Annotated in this window: 18 protein-coding genes and 1 tRNA gene; 8 read left to right on the forward strand and 11 right to left on the reverse strand. The window is 61.9% G+C overall.

Annotated features, from left to right (window positions below):
- Nucleotides 1–37 precede the first annotated feature (37 nt).
- Complete coding sequence (locus OSC37_RS02795) at nucleotides 38–235, forward strand: DUF7333 family protein (RefSeq protein ID WP_267163084.1); 198 nt, start codon at nucleotides 38–40, stop codon at nucleotides 233–235.
- On the opposite strand, the gene OSC37_RS02800 is transcribed toward OSC37_RS02795, so the two are convergent.
- The 3 genes from OSC37_RS02800 to OSC37_RS02810 all read right to left on the reverse strand — a co-directional run bounded on the left by OSC37_RS02800 (nucleotide 201) and on the right by OSC37_RS02810 (nucleotide 2679).
- Nucleotides 201–1022 (reverse strand): hypothetical protein, encoded by an 822-nt coding sequence (locus tag OSC37_RS02800; protein WP_267163085.1) that lies wholly within the window; start codon nucleotides 1020–1022, stop codon nucleotides 201–203. The two genes, OSC37_RS02795 and OSC37_RS02800, sit on opposite strands and share 35 nt — an antisense overlap.
- Nucleotide 1023: 1 nt before the next feature.
- Nucleotides 1024–2163 carry a molecular chaperone DnaJ gene (gene dnaJ / locus OSC37_RS02805; protein ID WP_267163086.1) on the reverse strand — a complete coding sequence of 380 codons (1140 nt, stop codon included), beginning with the start codon at nucleotides 2161–2163 and terminating at the stop codon, nucleotides 1024–1026.
- Between the two features lie 90 nt (nucleotides 2164–2253).
- Nucleotides 2254–2679, reverse strand: a complete 426-nt coding sequence (locus tag OSC37_RS02810; protein WP_267163087.1) for a Rieske (2Fe-2S) protein — start codon at nucleotides 2677–2679, stop codon at nucleotides 2254–2256.
- 103 nt (nucleotides 2680–2782) lie between these two features.
- On the opposite strand from OSC37_RS02810, the gene OSC37_RS02815 reads away from it, so the two are divergent.
- Entirely contained in the window at nucleotides 2783–3943 is a 1161-nt protein-coding gene (locus tag OSC37_RS02815) for an MBL fold metallo-hydrolase (protein WP_267163088.1), read from the forward strand.
- Here OSC37_RS02815 and OSC37_RS02820 read toward each other — a convergent pair whose 3' ends face one another.
- On the reverse strand, nucleotides 3944–5185 hold the full coding sequence (locus OSC37_RS02820) for an ABC transporter permease (protein ID WP_267163089.1): 1242 nt from the start codon (nucleotides 5183–5185) through the stop codon (nucleotides 3944–3946).
- Complete coding sequence (locus tag OSC37_RS02825) at nucleotides 5182–5916, reverse strand: ABC transporter ATP-binding protein (protein ID WP_267163090.1); 735 nt, start codon at nucleotides 5914–5916, stop codon at nucleotides 5182–5184. Before OSC37_RS02825 ends, OSC37_RS02820 begins: the two co-directional genes overlap by 4 nt.
- Before the next feature lie 317 nt (nucleotides 5917–6233).
- Here OSC37_RS02825 and OSC37_RS02830 point away from each other — a divergent pair, with 317 nt between their 5' ends.
- Complete coding sequence (locus OSC37_RS02830) at nucleotides 6234–6473, forward strand: DUF5822 domain-containing protein (protein WP_368409530.1); 240 nt, start codon at nucleotides 6234–6236, stop codon at nucleotides 6471–6473.
- Here the strand turns inward: OSC37_RS02830 and OSC37_RS02835 are convergent.
- Together OSC37_RS02835 and OSC37_RS02840 are read right to left on the reverse strand one after the other, a co-directional pair.
- The gene (locus OSC37_RS02835; RefSeq protein WP_267163091.1) at nucleotides 6470–7012 is read right to left on the reverse strand and encodes an HAD family hydrolase; all 543 of its coding nucleotides are present in this window, start codon (nucleotides 7010–7012) and stop codon (nucleotides 6470–6472) included. The two genes, OSC37_RS02830 and OSC37_RS02835, sit on opposite strands and share 4 nt — an antisense overlap.
- Before the next feature lie 9 nt (nucleotides 7013–7021).
- Complete coding sequence (locus tag OSC37_RS02840) at nucleotides 7022–7510, reverse strand: helix-turn-helix domain-containing protein (RefSeq protein ID WP_267163092.1); 489 nt, start codon at nucleotides 7508–7510, stop codon at nucleotides 7022–7024.
- A 193-nt stretch (nucleotides 7511–7703) separates the two neighbouring features.
- Here OSC37_RS02840 and OSC37_RS02845 point away from each other — a divergent pair.
- Nucleotides 7704–7788: transfer RNA gene (locus OSC37_RS02845), tRNA-Leu, on the forward strand.
- A 298-nt stretch (nucleotides 7789–8086) separates the two neighbouring features.
- Here OSC37_RS02845 and OSC37_RS02850 read toward each other — a convergent pair.
- The 3 genes from OSC37_RS02850 to OSC37_RS02860 are packed head-to-tail and all read right to left on the reverse strand — an operon-like array spanning nucleotide 8087 to nucleotide 11497.
- Nucleotides 8087–9376 (reverse strand): 5'-deoxyadenosine deaminase, encoded by a 1290-nt coding sequence (locus tag OSC37_RS02850; RefSeq protein ID WP_267163093.1) that lies wholly within the window; start codon nucleotides 9374–9376, stop codon nucleotides 8087–8089.
- A gap of 37 nt (nucleotides 9377–9413) precedes the next feature.
- The gene (locus OSC37_RS02855; protein ID WP_267163094.1) at nucleotides 9414–10622 is read right to left on the reverse strand and encodes an eIF2B alpha/beta/delta subunit family protein; all 1209 of its coding nucleotides are present in this window, start codon (nucleotides 10620–10622) and stop codon (nucleotides 9414–9416) included.
- Between the two features lie 32 nt (nucleotides 10623–10654).
- Nucleotides 10655–11497: a polyprenyl synthetase family protein gene (locus tag OSC37_RS02860; protein WP_267163095.1), complete on the reverse strand. Its 843-nt coding sequence runs from the start codon at nucleotides 11495–11497 to the stop codon at nucleotides 10655–10657.
- 98 nt (nucleotides 11498–11595) lie between these two features.
- Between OSC37_RS02860 and OSC37_RS02865 the strand changes: the two genes are divergently transcribed.
- Genes OSC37_RS02865 through OSC37_RS02880 form a run of 4 tightly spaced genes read left to right on the forward strand, consistent with a single transcriptional unit; the run spans nucleotide 11596 to nucleotide 15888 of the window.
- Nucleotides 11596–11943, forward strand: a complete 348-nt coding sequence (locus tag OSC37_RS02865) for a DUF5811 family protein (RefSeq protein WP_267163096.1) — start codon at nucleotides 11596–11598, stop codon at nucleotides 11941–11943.
- A gap of 45 nt (nucleotides 11944–11988) precedes the next feature.
- Entirely contained in the window at nucleotides 11989–12870 is an 882-nt protein-coding gene (locus OSC37_RS02870) for an ABC transporter ATP-binding protein (protein WP_267163097.1), read from the forward strand.
- 2 nt (nucleotides 12871–12872) lie between these two features.
- A complete protein-coding gene (locus OSC37_RS02875) occupies nucleotides 12873–14825 on the forward strand; it encodes an ABC transporter permease subunit (protein ID WP_267163098.1) in 1953 nt (650 codons plus the stop codon).
- Entirely contained in the window at nucleotides 14818–15888 is a 1071-nt protein-coding gene (locus OSC37_RS02880; RefSeq protein ID WP_267163099.1) for an ABC transporter permease, read from the forward strand. The genes OSC37_RS02875 and OSC37_RS02880 overlap by 8 nt, the downstream gene beginning before the upstream one ends.
- Here the strand turns inward: OSC37_RS02880 and OSC37_RS02885 are convergent.
- Nucleotides 15885–16310 carry a DUF371 domain-containing protein gene (locus OSC37_RS02885; protein WP_267163100.1) on the reverse strand — a complete coding sequence of 142 codons (426 nt, stop codon included), beginning with the start codon at nucleotides 16308–16310 and terminating at the stop codon, nucleotides 15885–15887. The two genes, OSC37_RS02880 and OSC37_RS02885, sit on opposite strands and share 4 nt — an antisense overlap.
- Nucleotides 16311–16366: the final 56 nt, after the last annotated feature.

The raw sequence follows: 16366 nt of genomic DNA on the forward strand, positions 1-16366 counted from the left end.
TATAAAATCTTTTACATACTGAGTCCTCATCACCGGTATGGTCGAATTCAGCCTGCCCGTGTCCATCGGCACAATCGTCGGAATCGTCGCTGTCGGCATCATCGGAATGTCGCAAGGCGATATGATGTCCAACAACACCCTACTTACGATGGTGTTGCCCTCGATGGTCGTGTTCGCACTCGTGATGTTCGCAATCGGCGTTATGCACGGTCAGTACCGCGCATCGACTGTGTGACGTTCTCGGTAAGAACCTCGTTTTCAGTTGTTGGCTCGTTCGTAACGATGAGGTCTTCGTCTGTCAGTTCCGCCCACTCCTCGGCGGGTCCCTCAGGTACGACAATCGGTGCCCCAACGGCGAGGGGTGTCAACAGCCCTGCGACGAACCCGCCGGGCGTCGTCACGTCGGCATCGAGGACCACGCGTGTCGTTTCGTCGATACCATACTCGTCGACGAGGTCACCCACGACGGCGAGGACCTCCTCATGGGTCCAGGTGTCGCCGTCGAACCTGAGGGCACCGTCTCCCGGTGTGACCGATTCGGGTGGCTCAATCGGGTTTTCACTCCAGACCAAGCGCTCGAAGTGAGAGACTGACGGGTTGGTCGGCGGGCCGCCGTAGGCCAGCCGTGTACAGCCCGGGTCTGCCTCGATATCCCAGTGGGCAGGCGCGACCAGTGCGGGGGCATCAACCGGCTCTTCGGGCGTCAGGTCGGCAACCCCACCGATCATCGCGCCGCCGAGAACGGCAAGTAACGGCTCTGCCGAGTCGATGTCGCCACGCCCACCCACGTCGACAGCGTCATCGCTCTCTTCGTCGGTTCGTTTCGGTCCGACTTCGACAGCCAACTCACCGACCGAGTGGACACCGTAGTGACCGAGGAGATTTCCGGCCTTCCAGACGTTTGTACAGAGCTTGTGATAGCTGTACGGCGCGGGCCGTCTGACCACATTCAGTGCGGTCGATTCCCGTTTCCGTCCCGCGGCAACAATATCTTTCAGCGTCTCGAACTCGGATACGTCCATTTCAGAAGCTGTTTTTGAGCCGGTCGAAAAAGCCTCTGTCGACCTCCACGTCCTCGCCACCGGCTTCGGCGTACGCTTCGAGGGCTTCGCGTTGCTCCTCGTTGAGGGTGTCGGGGGTGACTACCTGGACCTGGACGTAGAGGTCACCCTGTCCCCGACGGCGGAGTCGCGGCATGCCTTTGCCTTTCAGCCGGAACGTCTCGCCGCTCTGTGTGCCGGCTTCGAGGTCGAACTCGACGGTGCCGTCGAAGGTCTCGACCTCGATCGTGTCGCCGAAAACGGCCTGTGGAAACGAAATCGGCTGGCGGGTCTTGAGGTCGTCGCCGTTACGCTCGAAATCAGGATGGTCCGCAACTGAGATCTCGACAAGCAGGTCACCGTTGCGTGCGCCTCGGTCACCCGGCGCGCCCTCGCCGTCCATCCGGAGTGTCTGTCCGTTTCGAATGCCGGGAGGAATCTCTGCCTGAAGGGTCGCTTCGTTGCGGACGACACCATCGCCACGACACGTCGAACAGGTCTCGTCGTACAGCGTCCCCTCGCCGCCACAGCGCCGGCAGGTCGAGCGCTGTTGCATCCGGCCGAAGGCGGTCTGTTGGACCTGTGTCACCTGGCCCTGGCCGTCACAGCGCGGGCAGGCACGCGAGTCCGTTCCGGGCGGGTGGCCCCGACCGTCACAGTCGTCACACGTTTCTGGCCGGTTGATTGTCACTTCCTTCTCCGCTCCGTGGTATGCGGTTTCGAGATCGATTTCGAAGGTCGTCTTCAGGTCTTGGCCGCTCTGTGGGCGGCTGCGGGACTGACTGCCACCGCCGCCAAAGAACTGGTCAAAGATGTCCTGTACGTCGTTGACCCCACCGCCTCCGCCGAAGGGGTCACCACCCTGGCGGCGACCGCCGCCGACACCGCCGCGCTTTTCGGCCTCGGAGAATCGCTCGTGACCCATCTGGTCGTACTGGCGGCGTTTCTCCTCGTCTGTCAGCACTTCTTTTGCCTTCTTTGCCTTCTTGAATTTCTCTTCTGCGTCGGGGTCGTCGCTCACGTCCGGGTGGTAGTTCCGGACAGCCTCTCGGTACGCCTCCTCTATTTCGTCCTCGGAAGCGTCCTGCGACACACCCAGAATATCGTAGAAGTCTTCACTCATTTGTTGTTCTCAATTACTTCGTTCTCATACAAAAGCCACTCCCTTCGATTTCGACCGATTGACGCCGTAACTCCTCTCGGAGTTATTCGCTTAGAAGGTGAGATGTGTGGTCGAACTCGGCCCCGAATCGTCGTCGTCGTCAGAGCTGTTGCCACCCTCCCAAAGGAAATCGACGGCGTCGTCGGTCAGATACACCGACCCGTCTTCGACTGTGATACCGACACTGAGCAGTGTCGTCTCGGCAGCAGGGCCGTTGCCGCAGTCCCCGGAGCACGCGTCGAATATCGAGCCGTGTTTGGGGCAGACAATGCCGCCGTCTCGCATCACCACGCCGATATCGTCCCGGTAGAGGCGCTGGGGCTCGTGGGTGCAGTTGTTCACCCAGGCGGTCACGCCATCCTCGCAGGGCACGAGTATCACCTCCTGGTTCATATCGTGCTGGTCACGAACGGTGAACAGCCACGCGCCGTCGTCTTCGACCGTCTCGACGCTCGTCAGGCGGTGTCGATTGGTCATGCCCGTTGTTTGAAATACCGCGGTATAACGTTCTCGAATTTCCGTGTCGGGCTATCCCACGGGTGATACGAACACTCATATTGGGTACGACGCTACAGTACGTATGGAACGACAGTTTCCAGCGCTCGACGAATCTGTCGGGTCGATTACCGCCGCTAGCTTCAAGCGGCGACTCGACGAGGGCGAGGAGTGGACACTGCTCGACACGCGGCCGACATCTGCCTTTGAACAGTGGCGAATCTCACATCCCAACGTGACTGCGGTCAACGTGCCGTTTACGGCGTTTCTCGACGAGAACGGCGAACCGGCAGATTCGGTGCCCGAGGGCGTGCCAGACGAGCAGCTCGTCACCTGCTGTGCGAAGGGCATCTCCAGTCGCTACGTCGCCGAGTTTCTCGCACGCGAAGGATGGGATGTGCGTGCCATCGACGACGGCATGGAAGGGTGGGCACGGCTCGACGAACTGCGACACATCGAGACAGGACCAGATCTCGACGCCGTCCAGTTCCATCGACCATCAAGTGGCTGCCTGGCGTATCTACTCGTCTCCGACGGGGAGGCGGCCGTAATCGACCCCCTGCGCGCCTTCGCCGGCGAGTACGTCGAGCAAGCACACAAGCGCGGTGCGACGCTCCGGTATGCCATCGACACGCACGTCCACGCCGACCACGTCAGCGGCGTCAGAGCCGTTGCCGCCGAGAGTGAGGCCGAGGTTGTGGTTCCCGAGCGAGCACAGGATCGAGGGGCGACGTTCGACGGTAGGTTCGTCGCTGACGGCGATACCCTCACACTCGGCGAGACGAGTATCGATGTTGTCGGGCTCCCAGGGCATACGACAGAGATGACCGGCTACCGTATCGGGGAACTGCTCCTGACAGGAGATTCGCTGTTTCTCGACAGTGTCGCCCGCCCGGACCTCGAAGACGAGGATGCGGCCCGAGAGGCGGCAACGCAGCTCTGGGAGACCCGCCAGCAGTTCGCCGCACTCCCCGACGAGACCATCATCGGGCCGGGACACGTCGGACCCACGACCGCACCCAGCAGCGACGGGACGTACACCGCGCGGCTTGGCTCGTTACGACAGGCTCTCGATGCGTTCGAGGACGATAGAGAGGGCTTCATCGAGCGAGTGACGGCGAACCTGCCGCCCAGGCCGAACAACTACGAGGAGATTATCGCACTCAACCTCGGCCAGCAGTCAGCGACCGACGAGGAGACCTTCGAACTCGAACTCGGCCCGAACAACTGCGCTGTCGACGGATAATCACTCGCGGCGAAGTGCCTGAATCGGGTCGACCCGTGCGGCACGCCAGGCCGGGTAGAGGCCAGAGAAGACGCCGACGAAGCCACCGACCGCCACGGCGATGAGTATCCAGTTTATCGGGTAGACCATCGGCCAGCCGGTAATCGAGACACCGACGTAGCCGACGCCGAGGCCGGCCATCACACCCAGGACTGCGCCGATAGAGCCCAGGATGACTGCCTCGACAAGGAACAACTGGATTATGTCGCGTTTGCGCGCCCCGACGGCTTTCATGATACCGATTTCACGGGTCCGCTCGGTGACGCTCACAATCATGATATTCGCAATCCCGATGGAGCCGACAATCAGTGAGATGCCCGCGATACCACCCAGCAACACCGCAATCTGGTTGACGATGCTCTGGAACTGTTCGACTGCGTCTTCGACGGTCTGGACATCAATACCTTGGTCGTCGCCTTTTAGCTGTGCGGCATCAGATTCGGCGTCGAAATACTCCTGTACTCGCTGTTGGGTCTGGTCGACGGTGTCCAAGCTCTCAGCGTTGACCAGCAGGAACGAGTACGCCCGCTCGCGGTTCCCGTCAGGGTCGTCGATTTTCGTCTGGTAGTACCCGGTGTCGACGTGGACACGCGGCGGGATGCCGTTCCCCGTGTCGTCGTTGACTATACCGGTCACCGTCACGGTCTCTGTCATCCCATCCTTGAATACGAGGTCGATTTCGTCGCCGACTTCGACGTCACCGTCGTAGAGGTCGACCAGTTCCTCGTTGACGACTGCCTGTCCGCGCTGTCCCTCCTCGAATGGTTCGCCGTCGACCATCTCGAAGAGGCCGTGGTCGAACCGTTCTGGCGCCGTCGCGGTTACGCTGAACGAGCCGAGTCCGCCGCCGCCTGTCACCGTCTCGCCGCCGTGACGGAGTTGAACAACCGACAGGTCACCGTCCGGTGCGACCCAGTCCACCCCCTCGATATTCTCCACGGCCTCGATATCGGATTGGGTGTAGATGTTGCTCTGGAAACCGCCCTGGCCGAAGTTGCTGTCTGTGGTCGTCAGGACCTGCATCGACGTGCTTTCTTCTTGTTCGAACTCACCGACGATGTCCTGTTCGAAAGCACCACCAAGCACCATGAACACGATGACGGCACCGATACCAAGGACGATACCGAGAGTCGTCAGCGTGGAGCGGAGCTTGTGGCCGGTGATGGCACGCCAGGAGATGCGCAGGCTCTCGGTGAGTTTCATGCCGTATCACCCCCCAGTTCTTCGATTTCCTCGATCTGGCCGTCGACCAAGTGGACGATGCGGTCGGCGTGTTCGGCGATGTGGCGCTCGTGGGTGACCATCAGAATCGTCCGGCCCTCTTGATTCAGTTCCTCAAAGAGGCCCATGATGGTACTGCCCGTCTCCGTATCGAGGTTGCCGGTCGGCTCGTCGGCAAGCAACAGCGAGGGTTCGTTGACCAGGGCGCGGGCGATGGCGACGCGCTGGCGCTGGCCGCCTGACAGTTCCGGCGGTGTGTGGTCCAGGCGGTCACCAAGTCCCACCCGAGAGAGCAGGTCTTCCGCGCGCTCGCGCCGGCCCTCGTCGACGACATTCTGGAACACCATCGGGAGTGTCACGTTCTCAGCAGCCCTCAACCGCGGCAGTAGATTGAACTGCTGGAAAATGAATCCCAACTCTGCCCCGCGAAGGCGTGCTCGCTTCCCGTCCGAAAGCGAGCCCACATCCTGATCGTTGACCGTCACCGTCCCCTCGTCGGGCGTATCCAGACAGCCAATCATGTTCATCAGCGTCGACTTCCCCGACCCGCTGGGTCCCATCACCGCCGTGAACGACCCCTCCGGCAGTGAGAGTGAGACGCCATCCAGTGCGTCGACTGGCTCGCCCAGATAATACGTCCGCCGGACCGACGACAACTCTACGACCGACTCCGACGACCCCGTAGTTCGTTCCTTGGACTGTGTTTCTGTCATTGGTATCTGCCACCTGTTCCGGTAGTGGGTATCTGATCGACGATACGGTCTGGGAATACACCCTCGCCTCGGTGTCTACTAGCCAACGGTAGGCATCTTGCCCCGCCCAGGCCTGTTCCCGGATGTTTTCGGCACTGTGTGTCGGTCTGTTTCCGTTGCATGCGTTGTTTCTACCGACAATCCGCGTTCCCCTTGCTATATTGGCTAGCTATGAATAGACAGAGTCGACCTGTATTCTAGGAATAAAGAGGCCCAGGAGCAATCGCTGACGATGGGAACCGTTAGTGGCTTACCCGTACTGACGATACACCGACGTAGTGACGCCCGAAGTTACGCGGACGGAGTCTGAGGGTATCGATTACGGGTGGGTGATGCAGGTGACGTTCATCACGAGCATCGTGGCCGGCGCACCCATCGTGGCCCTCCTCTCGACGTTCGTGACCCTCGAAACCTGGCCGGAGCGTGCCCAGTTTGCCGCGGGTACCGGCGCTGTCCTCTGGTTTGTCATCGCTGTCAGCGTCTTCTTCTACGCTCGCCGCAAACAGCGTGAGGACTAACCCGAGAGAGAATCGAGGTAGTCCTCGACGTACCTGAACGCTACGCCGGCACGGTCGGCTGTAATCTCGTCGCGTTCGCTGTCCCCGATAAAGAGCGTCTCTGCGGGCGAGCCACCGAGTAGGTCGACTGTCCGGAGCAGGGGTTCTGGGTCAGGTTTCTTCGACGAGACGGAATCACGGCCGACGACAGCCTCGATGTGGTCTGTCAGCCCGTGCTGGTCGAGCGCGAGCCGGCACGCCTCCTCACAGTTGAGCGAGCAGACGCCGGTCGGAACGTCGTGTGGAAGCCCGTCCGCAGCATCGAGGCGGAGCGAGGTTCGCGCACCCTCCCGTTCGTGGGCGGCTAGCTCCCGTTCGACAAGCTCGACGAACCCCTCGTCGGCCCCACGTTCGAACAGTTCCCAGAGCGTCTGCCCGTTGTCGTCGAGGCCGTGCTCGCGAAGCGCCAGCGCCGTGTCTGCTCTGGCCTGATCCCAGTCGACGCTCAGGCGAACGAGTGTTCCGTCGAGGTCGTAGACGACCGTTTCGTACCCATCCATCGCTCTCGGTTACTCTTCGATGAGCGTGATATCGAGGAACTCTTCGAGGGCTGCGACCGTACTGCCGCCGACACCGGCCTGCGTGGCTCGGGCCTGTTCGAGCGCGAGGAGGTCGCTATCGTCGATACCCAGCTCGGTGGCGAGTTCTTCGAGCTGGTAGCCGGCGTCCTGTCGGGCAGACGTGACAAGTTCGTCGTAGCCGGAGACGAGGTACGGGAGTTGGTCCTCGTCATAGTCGGCACCGCCCTCCCAGTGGGAGGAGTCCTGTTTGGCGGCGTCGTGCATCTTCGCCATGTTCTTTGCGGCGCGTTTGTCACGGCTCTCGCGACTATCGTCATCGGAGGAGGTGGTGTTGTCGTCGTGTTGGGCACAGCTGCCACAGACTTCCAACTGTGCACCGGCGACGTTTGCTGTCTGCAACTCTACGTCCGACGCGCCACAGAGTTCGCAGCTCCCGGAGGAGTTTCCTCCGCTGCTACCGGTCGAATATTTGGCCATGCGGACGCTAGATGACTGTCCCTATTTAAGCCTTCCATGAACAGTTTTCCTGCTGAGACTCTCTCGGTGGTGATATCTGGTCGAAAACCCCACCTCTTTGACACCCTGGCTCCGTCGTGGCGTGTAACCGAGTCACATCACGAGTCGCAAACGAAAGTGCTTTTATCCACCCACAGAGAGAATATGATGCAGAGCGTGGGTAGCCAAGCCAGGCCAACGGCGCAGCGTTGAGGGCGCTGTCCTGTAGAGGTCCGCCGGTTCGAATCCGGTCCCACGCATTTTTTGTTCAAACAGCATTCAAGACTGACATCTGGTAGTGTGGGTTCGAACCCTGGAAGACGCGCACAACTGGTGAGCACGTCTCCATCCGGTTCGAATCCGGCCCCACGCATCTTCTGTGCCCACTGATTCCAAACAGTGCCGACCATCGCGAGTGACCCACCACATCGCTTGACTACTATCAAAATCTGTAATGGGGCCAAGGATTTAATATACACTCACACAAACTGATAAATAGGTGCCAATCTGGTGCCTACCCCCCTACCCCCCACCCCCTACCCAGTCTTCTGGGTTTTTTCAGTACTGTGCTGCAAGTTCTCGAGCGCGCTCTCTGACAGCGGTTGCGTCGACAGTCATGTGTCCCTGGTCGTAGACGACAGCTCCATCGACCATCGTGAGCTCGACATCGTCGCCGTGAGCCGCGAAGACAAGATGGGAAAGCGGGTCGTGAACCGGTGTGGCCCGTGAGGAATCCGTCGAAATCCCAATCACATCGGCTTTCCAGCCGGCTTCGAGCTTCCCGACCCTGTCGAATCCAGCAGCTTGCGCGCCGTTCGTGGTGGCCATCTCGAAGACGCTGTCTGCGGGGAGGGCGGTCGGCTCCAGGCTGTCGGCTTTCGCCAAGAGACTCGCCTGTCGCATTTCCGAGAACGCGTCGAGTGTGTTGTTACAGGGCGGCCCGTCGTTTCCCAGCGCAACGGTGATGTCGCAGTCTCTGTAGTCCTCGATGGGTGCGACGCCGCTGGCGAGTTTCATGTTCGCCGACGGGCAGTGGACGACGTTCGTGTTGGTCTCAGCGAGTATCTCACGCTCGTGGTCGTTCGTCCAGACACAGTGAGCGAGCACTACGTCCGGCCCCGTCAGCCCGACCTCGTGGAGCCACTCGATGTTGTCCCGACCAGTCTCCTCGCGGACTCGCTCGCACTCGCGTTTGTTCTCGCTCGCGTGCGTGTGTAGGCGGACGCCCCCGTGCTGGTCAGCGAGGTCACGTGCTCCGCGGAGGCAGTCCTCGGTGCAGGTGACGGCGAATCTAGGCGTGACGGCGTACCTGATACGATCGTCGAAGGCACCGTGGTACTCCTCGATAAGACGCTTTGACTCCTGTAAGCCCGCCTCGGTCGCTTCGAGCAACCCCTCGGGTGAGTCCTTGTCCATGAGCACCTTCCCGAGGACGCCGCGGATTCCGACCGCGCCGGCCGCTTCGAAGGCCTGCTCCGCGTGGTTGACCGTGAGGTGGTCGATGACGGTCGTGGTGCCGCTCTCGACACACTCCAGATAGCCAAGCGTCGCGGCGACCTCCATCGCCTCGGCGTCCATCTCGGCCTCCATGGGGAGAACATGGTCGAACAGCCAGTCGAGCAGCTCCTCGTCGTCAGCGATACCTCGGCCGAGGCTCTGGACGCTGTGGATGTGTGCGCCCACCAGCCCAGGGGCGACGATATCAAACGAGCGACGCTCGTGGTCCGGATACCGCTCGACAGTCTCCTGGCGCGTTCCGACGAAGACAATCTCGTCGTCGACAGTAACGACAGCACCATCCTCGATAACCGTCGTAGAGTCCGCAACAACTGTTCCAGAGAGTAACATCGGTCGAACTACGACGGGAAAAAGGTAGTAGTTGGGGTTACTCCTCCAGCAGGGACCGGACCCGCATGGCCTCCTCGGCGAATTCGCGAATCTGCTCGCGGTCGAGCACGCCACGCTCTGTCAGGAGAACGTCGTAACAGTCCGCCCCCACGACCTCGAAGGTCGGGTCGTGACAAGTCACTGCCGCCGAGATTCCCGAGAACCGACCGTTTCGTCGTTCTGGGTCGAAGGAGTCATCGGGGGCGATTTTATCACTCGCCGTGACGACAACGACCTCGACGCTGTGATGGGCTGCTCCCAGTGTCGCCCCAAGTGTGCCGACCTTGTTGACGACCCGCCCGTCGGGGAGGACGGCGTCAGCACCGACGAGCAGGATGTCGGTGTCCCACTCACCAAGCTGGTTCGGGAACGCTGCGTCACTCGTCAGCGTGGTCTCGACGCTATCGGCGAGGTCGTCGGCGACGGCAAGGCCCTCACCGCCCGGACGAGATTCGGCCACGAGGACGGCACCCGGTTTGCCGTCGGTCAGCGCCGAGAGGACCGTCCCAGAGCGAGAGAGTGTTGCGACCCGTGTTCCAGCGACGCGCTCGGCCGCAGTTGCTGCCGCCTGCTCGTCTGCAGACAGCGCCCGGTCGATAGCGGTGTTGGAAGCGTCAGCAACCGTCTCGGCGCGTCTGTTCTTGGAATTATCAATAGTGCGACAGACACGGTTTGCAAGCGCAGTCATCGTGGGGCGTGCAGCCACGAGCGCCGCAGCGATCTCCTCGGGCGTGTCGAAGTCGCTTTCGCCGCGAGCCAGCGCACTGGCTTCGTCTCGGAGCACTTCGAGCGCACGGACCGAGAGCGTGGCCGACCCGTGTGTCGTGTCTGCAGTCACCGTCTCCACGGTCGGCCGAACTCGGTCGTAGCCACGCCATAACACCGGGGTGTCGGATAGCTCTGCCGGCGAACTCGGTTGTCCGTCGCTCGGGAGAGCCGGACACTCAAACAGGAACGGATAGATCGTGAGCGGCCGTCGAGACTGGCTGTCCGGTGTCGCCGCACCGAGAGACGAGGGGTCGGCTACGTCAAATGGGTCGCCCCGCCTGACTCGTTCGAGCGAGTCCGGGTCCAGTCCGCGCTCTCGGATTGCACGGCTCGCCATCTCCGCCGGCGTCTCGCCCCGGGTGCCGACGGGGACGGGCGGTCGCTCCTCCCAGTAGAGCAGTTTCCCGTCGTGACGGAGATAGACAACTGCGGCCTCCATACCAGACAGCAGGTCCCGGAGTCTCAAGAAGCCTATCGCTGGCGTTCGACGACGAAGAAGGCGAGGCTCTGAAGATACTCGACGGTCTCCTGGTCGTCGACACGTGCGGCTTCCAGGGCATTGAGTGCCTGCTCGGCCTCCTTGCGCGCTCGTTCGTTCGCCTCCTCGGGTGAGAGGCCAGTCACTTCGACAATCGAGGGACGCTCCTTGAGAGAGTCGTGCTGGGTTGGCTTACCGAGCGTCTCCGCGTCGGCGGTCGCATCGAGAACGTCGTCCCGAATCTGGAATGCGACGCCGACGCGCTCGGCGTACTGGCCGAAGGCTTCGACGGTGTAGGGGTCAGCGTTGGCTGCAATCGCGCCGAGCTCCGCCGACGCCCGAAACAGGGCACCAGTCTTCCGGCGGGCCAGTTGCATGTACGCGGCCTCGGCGTCTGGCTTGTCCGCGAGTTCAGTCGCCTCACCTTCGCCGAGTTCGGCCATCGCCTCCGTGACCGCCTGCATGGCCTCGGGCTCTCTGGTGAACAGTGCGAGCGCTTCGCCGATGAGTCCGTTCGATGCGATGATAGCACCCGGGTGACCGTAGGCTGCCCACGCCGAATCGGTTCCTCTGCGGAGCTCTGATTCGTCGATGATATCGTCGATAACGAGGGAAGCGCCGTGGACGAGTTCGATGCCGGCCGCAAAATCCATCGCCAGCTCGACGTCGCCATCAAGTACCTCACAGACGAGAAGCGTCACGTTCGGCCTGACGCGCTTCCCACCCGAGAAGACGACGTGTTCGACCTGGTCTCGGAGTTCGGGTGGCTCCACCGCCGAGAGGACCGACTCAAGACGCGCTTCGATGCGGTCCTGGTGGCGGGTCAGATTCTCCATTACAGCCCCGTTAGGAGTACGTCCACAAGTACGTGACGAAGCGGCTGGTCCAGTCGGCGGTTTTTTACGGCTGTAGCGTGTATATATCGAAGACCTCTATGTATGGAAACTCCCCGATTGGCGACGAGTCGACGCCACCAGAGCTGACGCCGGAGCAGCGCCGGAATCTGCGTGAGGGGCTCTCGCGTGTCGCCTCGCGAACGCGCGAGCTGTTGCCCGGCGAGTTCGTCGTCGGTTCCGAGATTGTCTCCAGTACGAGTGGGCCGCGGGCGACCGTCGCCGTCCAGCCCCCCGTCGGTCACGTCGTAAGTGCGGACTACTCTCCGGAAGGAGATGTCGACATCTCTCCCGAGGAGCGCGACGACATCGCGACCGGGCTCGCAGCCAGTGCGGCACTCCAGGTCAAAGACGCGATGAGTGACGACGACGAGCCAACCGCGAAGTAGCGTGAGGGGGAAGGTATACGGTTTTTCGTTCGTTACCTCCGAGCGATGATAGCAGCACAGGACCTGCGCAAAGAGTACGGTGACTTTGTCGCCGTCGAGGGAAGCACATTCTCCGTCGACGAGGGTGAGGTCTTCGGCATCGTCGGGCCGAACGGTGCCGGCAAGACCACGACGCTGAAAATGCTTGCGGGACTGCTCGACCCGACGGCCGGGACGGCGCAGGTCGCTGGCTACGACACGAGCGAGACCGAGATGCGCAACCATCTGGGCTTTCTCCCCGAAGAGTCGCCGCTGTACGAGGAGATGACCGCAACATCGTATCTGCGGTTTTTTGCTGACCTCTACGATGTGCCGACAGACGTTGCAGACAAGCGGATAACGGAGACACTCGATAAACTCGACCTGGAACACCGCAACCGCCAACTCGGGGATATGTCGAAAGGGATGAAGCGGAAGGTCGCAATCACGCGCTCGCTGGTCAACGACCCGGACGTGTTGATATACGACGAGCCCGCAAGTGGCCTTGACCCGCTGACGACGAACTACATCATCCAGTTCACCGAAGAGCTGGCAGCAGAGGGCAAGACAATCGTCTTCAGCGCGCACAACCTCTTTCACGTCGAATCTATCTGTGACCGGGTGGCGATTATGAACGACGGCGAAATCGTCGCCAGGGGCGACCTCGACGAACTGCAGGAGGCCCACGGCGAGACCACCTATCACGTCTACACGACCGTCGAGGTCTCCGACAGCGTCCGAGAGAACGGCAGACACCGACGGACTGTCGAGTCGATGTCCGCAGTCGAAGAGACGCGGACGCTCGCCCAGCAGGCAGACGGCGAGGTCGTCGACATCCGGACGGAGGAGTCGAGTCTCGAAGAGGTGTTCCTGAACGTCGCACAGCCGGGCTCGCGGTCGGAGGGCTGAGCGTGCGGCCGCGAAAACTCCTCCGTATCGCCCGGTGGGAAGTGACGAAAAACGCCGGCGGCATCGACCGCCGGACAATCGTCATCGCACTGGTCGCGCTGGCGCTGTTCGGACTCGCCGTCCCGTTCATCATAAGCGGCGATACCGGCCTTGATGACGGACTCTATCGCGTCTCTGTCGACAGCGAGAGTCCCTACTACGATGTGGTCGAATTCGACGACGCGTTCGTCATTAAAGAGGGAGGTGAGGCCGCTGTCAACCAAAGCGAGGCGGAGCTGTATATCGGTGACGGCGAGATTGTCTACGCTGAATCACGGAAGGGAGTGGCCGCCTACGGCCAACTCCAGAGCGCGGTCAACCGTTACAACAACAGACAGCTACGACAGGAACTGAACCAGACCGCCGCGTTCCCGGTCTCGGTCGTTCTTGAGTACCGCCAACAGAGCGCGCTCGGTGACGCGCTCCGAATCGGTGGTGACTCTCGGGAGCCAGACGACACCACAGATAGCGAGGGAGGAACAAGCGACGGTAGCGACGACAGTGACGGCGGCGATGGCGGAGCAAACGACGGCAGCGACGGCTCGCCCGACCAGTCCGGCAGTGACGGAGGAGCAGACGGAACCACCACAGAGCGCGGTCCGACAACAGGCTCCGGCGGGTCTGGCGGGCCAATCGGCGGCTTCGGTGCCTCCTTTACCGAAGACACAGTTTCCGGCTCGCCGTCGGACATCGACCCGCCGTTCCCGTTCCAGTCGCTCGTGTTGGCCTTTCTGGTCATCGTTCCCCTGAACTTCCTCATCCAGGCCTACGGGAGCACGATTCTCTCAGAGCGGACCAACCGCCGCGGCGAGTTACTGCTGGTGTCGCCGGTCAGCCGATTCGACATCATCGGGGGGAAGACGCTGCCGTATCTCGTGGGCGGGATGGCCGTCGAAGTCGCCATCATCGCCGCTCTCTTCGTCCTCGTCAACGGCCAGGTCGGCGGGCCGATATCGGTGCTCGCGGTGACGCCGCTCGTCTTGCTGTTTCTGGGCGCGACCTTCCTGGGAGCGATGTTCGCCCGGTCGTTCAAGGAGCTGACGTTCGTGACCGTCACCATCACGGTCACGCTGACGAGCTACGCGTTCGTGCCGGCTATCTTCACAGATGTGGGTTCGGTTGCACTTATCTCGCCGCTGACGCTCGTTGTCCGTGAACTCCAGGGTGAGGCAATTACGGTTGCGGAGTTCGTCTTTTCGACGACGCCACCGCTTCTGTGTTCGGGAGTGTTCTTCGGGCTCGGTGCCGGGCTCTACCGCGAAGAGGACATGTTCGACCAGCGCTCACTGCGTGGACGCGTCCTCGACGCGCTTGTCGGACCGATTCCCCTCCGGGGGAAATCGGGTGGCGTTACGGCCCGTCTGGATAGGGTGTTACCCGTCGATGTGACACCGCTTCGGCAGTACCTGGCGGTCGGCGGGCTCACGGCCGCACTCATCCCGTTCGTCTTCGTCGTCCAGTTGCTCGCTATTGCCCTGCTCTTTGCGCTCGGCGAGATTTCAATCGTCCTCATCCTCGTCGTGGTCGCGGTCGTCGAGGAACTGGCAAAGAGCCTCCACATCTATGCCGGCTACACCCACCAGCGGTTTGCGGGCGGTCGCCGGCGAGCTGTGCTCCTGGGTGTCGCAAGCGGCGTCGGATTCTTCCTCGCAGAGAAGATTGCGCTGTTGGCACAGCTGGTCGGGCTGCCGGAACTCGCTGTCGGTGAGGCGGGACTGCAAGGTGGTATCATCCCCGGACCGCCAGTGCTGACGGTGCTTCTATTCTTGCTTGCACCGCTTGCCCTGCACGTGGTGACTGCCAGTATCTCGGCGATCGGTGCTAGCCGGGGCAAACGGGCATACGTGGCGGGAGTCGGACTCGCGATGGTGGTCCACCTGGCCTACAACCTGACGGTGGTGGTCAGCGTTGTTTGACCACCCACGCTGGACGATTACGAAACGCGAACTTGGCTCACTCAGCCGCGAGAAGACGATTGTTCTGGCCATCTGTATCCAGCTGTTTATCGCCGCCTTCTCGTCGTTTCTGGTCGTCGGGCTCACCTCGCTGTACGACCCTGGCTCCGTCGACGGTGCCGCGGACATCGAGGTCGGTATCTCGGGCGATGTCGAGGAGAACCTGCTCCGAGCCGGCCAACAAGTCGACGGCCTCAGCGTCCGTCGGGTGGCGTCGAATGACGATGCGCTCCAGTTGTTCGAGCGAGGACAGGTCGATGCCGTCATCTCGACTGCGAGCGCGCCGGCAGGCGGTGGCGGCACACAGGTACAAGTCGAGGCTGTTGTCCCGGCCGAGGACCTCCGAACGACAGTCATCGTCGTCACTGTCCGCGAACTACTCACGGAGCTAGAGCGCCTGGAACGGGTCGAGCGCGTCGACTACCTCGACCAGACTCCGGTGGAGGTTCCCGAGGATGTGGGGTCGAGTTCGTACTTCGGGTTCACCTACACCATCCTGTTGCCGCTGTTGTTGTTCCTCCCAGCCTTCATCAGCGGCTCGGTCGTTGTCGACTCGATTACCGAGGAGATAGAGCAGGGAACGCTCGAACTGCTCCGCGTGTCACCGGTGTCGCTGGTCGACATCGTCGACGGCAAGGCCGCCGGCATGGTCGCAATCGCTCCGATTCAGGCCGGGCTCTGGATGGCGCTGTTGCGGCTCAACGGGACCGGTATCGAGAACGTCGGTCTGCTGTTGGCCTTCGTGACTGCCATGACACTGATAACGGTCGTCGTCGGCACGATGCTGGGGCTGTTAACCGGACAGCGACGGCAGGCACAGTTGTTGTACTCACTGCTTGCGGTACTGCTCTTTGGTGGGACAATCGCCCTGCCGGAACATCCCGCGAGTACGGTTGCGCTGCTCGCCGCCGACAGCGCGACGGGGACAAGTATCGCTCACGTCGCCGGATTCGCCGCGCTCGGCCTCGTTCTGTACGCCGGCGTCCGGTGGTACGCGGGCCGAGTCGACGTAGAATCCCTCTAATCGACCCGCAGTGTCGTCGTCAGCGAGGCTCCGTCGGCCAGCGCCGCGACGAGGTCACGGTCGATGTCCGCGGCCGCTTTGTCTGCCTCGACTGCGACCGTTCGGTCGTCGACGTAGTCGCTCGTGCGGACGACGATGCTTCGGTCGTTCTCGAATGTCAACGCTGGGTGACCGCTTGCCTCGATACTGTCCGAATGCTGGCCCGTTTCGAGCGTTATCGTAATCGATGCATCTTCGCGCTGGCAGGCGTCGACGAACCCCTCGTCGAACGACGACGGGACGACATCTGCTTCGATACCGAGGATACAGTCTCCTGCGGGGGTGAGATAGTCGTCACTCGTCACCTCGAACGTGCTCTCGTGGGCCGCCGACACGTTGTCGTGGCCGGTCGCTTCGACGACCACTGTCCGGTCTTCTATCATGACGGAGGCTGTGGCCGAGAGCGTCAATAATGGGTCGATTCGAGACCGTCCCTCAG

It is taken from the genome of Halovenus salina, assembly GCF_026410925.1.
Lineage (GTDB): Archaea > Halobacteriota > Halobacteria > Halobacteriales > Haloarculaceae > Halovenus > Halovenus salina.

Excerpts from the sequence above, each read along its gene's own strand:
- OSC37_RS02850 (WP_267163093.1), bottom strand. The coding sequence starts at position 9,376 with ATGTTACTCTCTGGAACAGTTGTTGCGGACTCTACGACGGTTATCGAG.
- OSC37_RS02815 (WP_267163088.1), top strand. The coding sequence starts at position 2,783 with ATGGAACGACAGTTTCCAGCGCTCGACGAATCTGTCGGGTCGATTACC.
- OSC37_RS02825 (WP_267163090.1), bottom strand. The coding sequence starts at position 5,916 with ATGACAGAAACACAGTCCAAGGAACGAACTACGGGGTCGTCGGAGTCG.
- OSC37_RS02840 (WP_267163092.1), bottom strand. The coding sequence starts at position 7,510 with ATGGCCAAATATTCGACCGGTAGCAGCGGAGGAAACTCCTCCGGGAGC.
- OSC37_RS02810 (WP_267163087.1), bottom strand. The coding sequence starts at position 2,679 with ATGACCAATCGACACCGCCTGACGAGCGTCGAGACGGTCGAAGACGAC.
- OSC37_RS02855 (WP_267163094.1), bottom strand. The coding sequence starts at position 10,622 with ATGGAGGCCGCAGTTGTCTATCTCCGTCACGACGGGAAACTGCTCTAC.
- dnaJ (WP_267163086.1), bottom strand. The coding sequence starts at position 2,163 with ATGAGTGAAGACTTCTACGATATTCTGGGTGTGTCGCAGGACGCTTCC.
- OSC37_RS02820 (WP_267163089.1), bottom strand. The coding sequence starts at position 5,185 with ATGAAACTCACCGAGAGCCTGCGCATCTCCTGGCGTGCCATCACCGGC.
- OSC37_RS02835 (WP_267163091.1), bottom strand. The coding sequence starts at position 7,012 with ATGGATGGGTACGAAACGGTCGTCTACGACCTCGACGGAACACTCGTT.
- OSC37_RS02885 (WP_267163100.1), bottom strand. The coding sequence starts at position 16,310 with ATGATAGAAGACCGGACAGTGGTCGTCGAAGCGACCGGCCACGACAAC.
- OSC37_RS02795 (WP_267163084.1), top strand. The coding sequence starts at position 38 with ATGGTCGAATTCAGCCTGCCCGTGTCCATCGGCACAATCGTCGGAATC.
- OSC37_RS02870 (WP_267163097.1), top strand. The coding sequence starts at position 11,989 with ATGATAGCAGCACAGGACCTGCGCAAAGAGTACGGTGACTTTGTCGCC.
- OSC37_RS02800 (WP_267163085.1), bottom strand. The coding sequence starts at position 1,022 with ATGGACGTATCCGAGTTCGAGACGCTGAAAGATATTGTTGCCGCGGGA.
- OSC37_RS02865 (WP_267163096.1), top strand. The coding sequence starts at position 11,596 with ATGTATGGAAACTCCCCGATTGGCGACGAGTCGACGCCACCAGAGCTG.
- OSC37_RS02860 (WP_267163095.1), bottom strand. The coding sequence starts at position 11,497 with ATGGAGAATCTGACCCGCCACCAGGACCGCATCGAAGCGCGTCTTGAG.